This is a genomic window from Methanocrinis sp., assembly GCF_049974945.1.
Classification (GTDB): domain Archaea; phylum Halobacteriota; class Methanosarcinia; order Methanotrichales; family Methanotrichaceae; genus Methanocrinis.
In genome coordinates, this window is sequence record NZ_JBNGCU010000099.1 from 1,689 (window position 1) to 5,697 (window position 4,009).

The window sequence follows — 4,009 nt, forward strand, 5'->3', positions numbered from 1 at the left end:
CTGAAGGAGCTTCTCGTCCCCGGTGCGGAGCTCCTCCGTCCCGCAAAAAATCCGGGACGGTGGTGGTGGACTCGCGAGTTGCTAACCAAGTCATGAAAGAAGCCTTCAGCTCCGGAAAGTTGCCGCAATTTTCGAGATACGAGCTCGTGAGATCTGAGCCCTTTTACGGCAGGAGCAGGCTAGACTTCCTCCTTGCAGGCAACGGATTCTGTATTGTGGAGGTCAAAAGCTGCACCCTGGTGAGAGAGGGGATCGCCCTCTCTCCCGACGCCCCCACCGAGAGGGGGCGCCGCCACCTTTCGGAGCTAGCGAGGGCCGTAGGAGAGGGATACCGGGCCTCCATCGTCTTTGTCATCCAGAGGGATGACGCTGAGCTCTCAAGGCCCAACGACGGGACCGACCCCGACTTCGGGACCACCCTCCGGGAGGCGGCAGCAAAAGGTGTGGAGGCGATCGCTCTGGCCGCCCGGTACCGTGAGAGAAGGGTGGAGATGATGAGCGAGGTTCCCGTCGACCTCTCCGCCTCAAATAAAGTTAATTGATGCCATTTCAAGCAAACTTTATATGACATGATGCCCAAGCCGGGGAAGAGTAACCGATCCCACGAACAGGAAGTGATCTTTTGCATATCATGGAAGGTTTTCTGCCTCATCCCTGGTGGGAGGTATGGTACGCCCTCTCCCTCCCCGTCGTAGCCTACGGGATTTACATGATGAACAGGCTGGTGAAGGAGAGGAGAGAGGCGCTGCCGCTCCTGGCCCTCGCCGGGGCCTTCATCTTCGTCTTATCCTCCCTCAAGCTCCCCTCAGTGACCGGCTCCAGCTCCCACCCCACCGGGACGGGGATGGGCTCGATCCTCTTCGGTCCCGCCATCACCGCGGTTCTGAGCCTGATAGTCCTCGTCTACCAGGCGCTCTTCCTCGCCCACGGCGGGATCACGACCCTCGGGGCGAACGTATTCTCCATGGGGATCGCGGGGCCGGCGGTCGCCTATCTGGTCTATAAGGGTTGCACGAGATCGAACCTCAACTTCTACTTCTCCATCTTCCTTGCGGCCTCTCTCGCCGACTGGGCCACCTACCTCATCACATCCCTCCAGCTCGCCCTCGCCTTCCCCTCGGCGACCGGCGGCGTAGTCGGGTCCTTTGGCGCCTTCGGGACGGTCTTCGCCGTAACCCAGGTGCCTTTGGCCATAGTGGAGGGGGTTGTAACTGCCCTGATATTCAAGTACATAATCCAGGTGAAAGGAGAGGTGATGGTTAGACTGAAAGTGATCGACGAGAAGAGGCTAGGAAGGCTGAGGGAGGCGATCTCGACATGAGAGGGGAGATGATAGCCGGAGCGGTGATCGTCTTATTCTTCGCCCTTTTCCTCTACGTCGCCGCCACCAATACCGGGGCGGAGTGGGGCGGAGCCGACGGCGAGGCAGAAGGGGTGATCGAAGAGATGACCGGGGGCACCTACGAGCCGTGGTTTGAGCCCTTTTGGGAGCCGCCAAGCGGCGAGATAGAGAGCCTCCTCTTCAGCCTCCAGGCGGCGATCGGAGCGATCATCATCGGATACTTCTTCGGCTACTACCGGGGAAGAGAATCTCGAAAAAGACCCGAGGAATGAGCTTTGCATCACGCCCTCCTGGACGAGTACGCCCTCAACAGCCCCCTGCGGACCAGAAACAACCGGCTGAAGCTGGCTCTCGTGATCGCGGCCCTCCTCGTCGGCGTCTCCTCCACCTCGCCCGTGGCCCCGATCTTCATCGCCCTCTCCATGAGCCTCGCCACGATCCGCCTGGGGAAGGTCCCCGCCAGGTTCTACGCGGAGCTGGCCACAGCCCCCCTGGGCTTCGCCCTCTTCGGGGTTCTGATCATTCTCCTCTTCTTCGGATCCGGCCCCGAGGTCTTCTCCCTGAATCTTCTTGGCCACAGGATCGGGGCGAGCGCCAAGGGGGCGGAGCTTGCGGTCCTCGTCATCTCCAGGACCCTCAGCGGGATGTGCTGCCTCTTCTTTTTGGCCCTGACGACGCCTATGGTGGAGCTCTTCGCGGTCCTGAAGGCTTTGAAGATGCCCGACTCCTTCGTCGAGCTCTCGATGATGATTTACCGGTACATCTTCGTCTTCCTCGAGGTGGCGATCAGGATGAGACATGCCCAGGTCACGAGGCTAGGATACGAAGGGCTTCGTAGCTCCATCAACTCCTTCTCGATGATGGCAGGATCCCTCTTTCTGCGAACCATGGAGCAGGGAGAGAAGCTCTACACCGCCATGGACGCGCGATGCTACGACGGGAGGCTCACCCTCTTTGAGGAGAGCCGACCGATAAAGGTCCAGGAGCTATTGGCAGCCTCCGTCTACGTCACGTTCATAGCAGCTCTGGCATACCTCTCTCGAGGAGCCTCCATATTCTGAGGATAACCATGACCTTGCTTGAGACGAGAAATCTCAGTTACTTTTATCCCGATGGAACCTCTGCCATCCGAGGGGTCGACCTAAAGATCGAGAGGGGCGAGAAGATAGCCTTCGTCGGACCGAACGGCTCAGGAAAGTCCACCCTATTTCTCCTTTTGAACGGGACGCTCCGGCCCTCTGAGGGCGAGGTCCTCCTCCATGACCAGCCCCTCAGATACGATGCCCGCTCCCTCCGGGAGACGAGGAAGAAGGTAGGCATAGTCTTTCAGAACTCCGACGACCAGCTCTTCGCTCCCACCGTCCGCCAGGACGTGGGATTCGGCCCAACGAACCTCGGCCTTCCGAAGGGAGAGGTGGAAAGAAAGGTCGATACGGCCCTCGAGTACGTGGGGATCGAGAGGCTGAAAGATAGACCCCCCCACCACCTATCCGGCGGCCAGAAGAAGAGGGCGGCCATCGCCGGGGTGATGGCGATGGACCCGGAGGTGATGATCCTCGACGAGCCTTTATCCAACCTGGACCCCGCGGGCTCAGAAGAGGTGATGGAGCTTCTCGAAGAGCTGAATGAGAGGGGCACCACGATAATCATATCAACCCACGACGTCGACCTCGCCTATCGGTGGTCTGACCGGGTTTACCTCCTGGCCGACGGGAGGATCGCAGATCAGGGCAGGCCCGAGGAGATCTTCGGAAACTCAAGGCTTATCTGCGAGTCCGGGCTGAGACAGCCCCTCATAATGGAGGTCTACGACGAGATCTCAAAACGAGAGCTTGCATCCCTCGGAAAAAGGCCCAGGAGCGTGCCCGAGCTGGTCGGCCACCTCACTCCGCCAGACCTCCGATGGATGGTGGTTCCTCCGGGAACGGTGGTGGGTGAGACGATATCTCCAGGTGGGGGCGAGAACTCAACATCTGACTCTGGCCGATCCGAGCAGGTGAGAGTGATCCACCTCCATGAGAGAGGGAGGGCGGTGGTGGAGACGACGGTGAGGTCGATCAGGATTGGGGGCGTCATCGTCTACAACATGGACCGTCAGGACACCGACGACCTGGCGAGGCTTCTGGGGGAGGTCGACCTTGTGGGGGTGATGGGAACCAGGAGCAGGTCCTTTGCCGAGATGCACGGCATCCCTGCGGATATCGCCTCGAACGTCATAGACAGGACGATCCTGAGAGCCCTCTGCGGAGACGAAGTTCTGATCCTCACCAACGGCGGCATGGTGGAGCACGCCAGAAGGCGCATCGAGGATTACAGCAACCAGAGCGGGATCAGGATCGAGGTCGTCGTCTTCAACGGCGAGACTCCACCAAAAACGAAACGATCAGAGGCTGTCCATGCCGACGGCGGGAAGGAACCCTGACCTTCCATGATCGTCTCGCGAGTTCAATTTGGCAGGACCTTTTTAGATCGATAAGTGAGCAGCTATGAGAGCTGTCTTAACATATATTATACATATGTTATGCTCCACCATAGAATTAATGGAGTCTAATTAATGGAAATATTAATATGGGTCTCGTGGGGGCTTATGAGGCTTGCTGTTGTTACAAAGCCGTAAAAGTAGGTGTGAGCGGGTAGGGGAGTGGGGGTTAGTGAAAATTAGTTTAC

General features: G+C 58.8%; 5 protein-coding genes. All 5 read left to right on the top strand.

What is annotated here, in order from left to right:
* The first annotated feature begins 65 nt into the window (after nucleotides 1-65).
* Nucleotides 66-542, top strand: coding sequence for a DNA/RNA nuclease SfsA (gene sfsA / locus ACP5EL_RS08750; RefSeq protein WP_428402131.1), 477 nt, complete (start codon nucleotides 66-68; stop codon nucleotides 540-542).
* Nucleotides 543-622: 80 nt separating this feature from the next.
* A complete protein-coding gene (locus tag ACP5EL_RS08755; RefSeq protein WP_428402126.1) occupies nucleotides 623-1,321 on the top strand; it encodes an energy-coupling factor ABC transporter permease in 699 nt (232 codons plus the stop codon).
* Nucleotides 1,318-1,614 carry an energy-coupling factor ABC transporter substrate-binding protein gene (locus ACP5EL_RS08760; protein WP_428402127.1) on the top strand — a complete coding sequence of 99 codons (297 nt, stop codon included), beginning with the start codon at nucleotides 1,318-1,320 and terminating at the stop codon, nucleotides 1,612-1,614. Before ACP5EL_RS08755 ends, ACP5EL_RS08760 begins: the two co-directional genes overlap by 4 nt.
* A gap of 3 nt (nucleotides 1,615-1,617) precedes the next feature.
* Nucleotides 1,618-2,403, top strand: a complete 786-nt coding sequence (gene cbiQ, locus ACP5EL_RS08765; protein ID WP_428402128.1) for a cobalt ECF transporter T component CbiQ — start codon at nucleotides 1,618-1,620, stop codon at nucleotides 2,401-2,403.
* A gap of 8 nt (nucleotides 2,404-2,411) precedes the next feature.
* Nucleotides 2,412-3,764, top strand: a complete 1,353-nt coding sequence (locus ACP5EL_RS08770) for an energy-coupling factor ABC transporter ATP-binding protein (protein WP_428402129.1) — start codon at nucleotides 2,412-2,414, stop codon at nucleotides 3,762-3,764.
* Nucleotides 3,765-4,009 lie beyond the last annotated feature (245 nt).

What these genes read in the sequence shown, in the direction of transcription:
- ACP5EL_RS08760 (WP_428402127.1), top strand. Translation starts at nt 1,318, where the DNA reads ATGAGAGGGGAGATGATAGCCGGAGCGGTGATCGTCTTATTCTTCGCC.
- ACP5EL_RS08770 (WP_428402129.1), top strand. Translation starts at nt 2,412, where the DNA reads ATGACCTTGCTTGAGACGAGAAATCTCAGTTACTTTTATCCCGATGGA.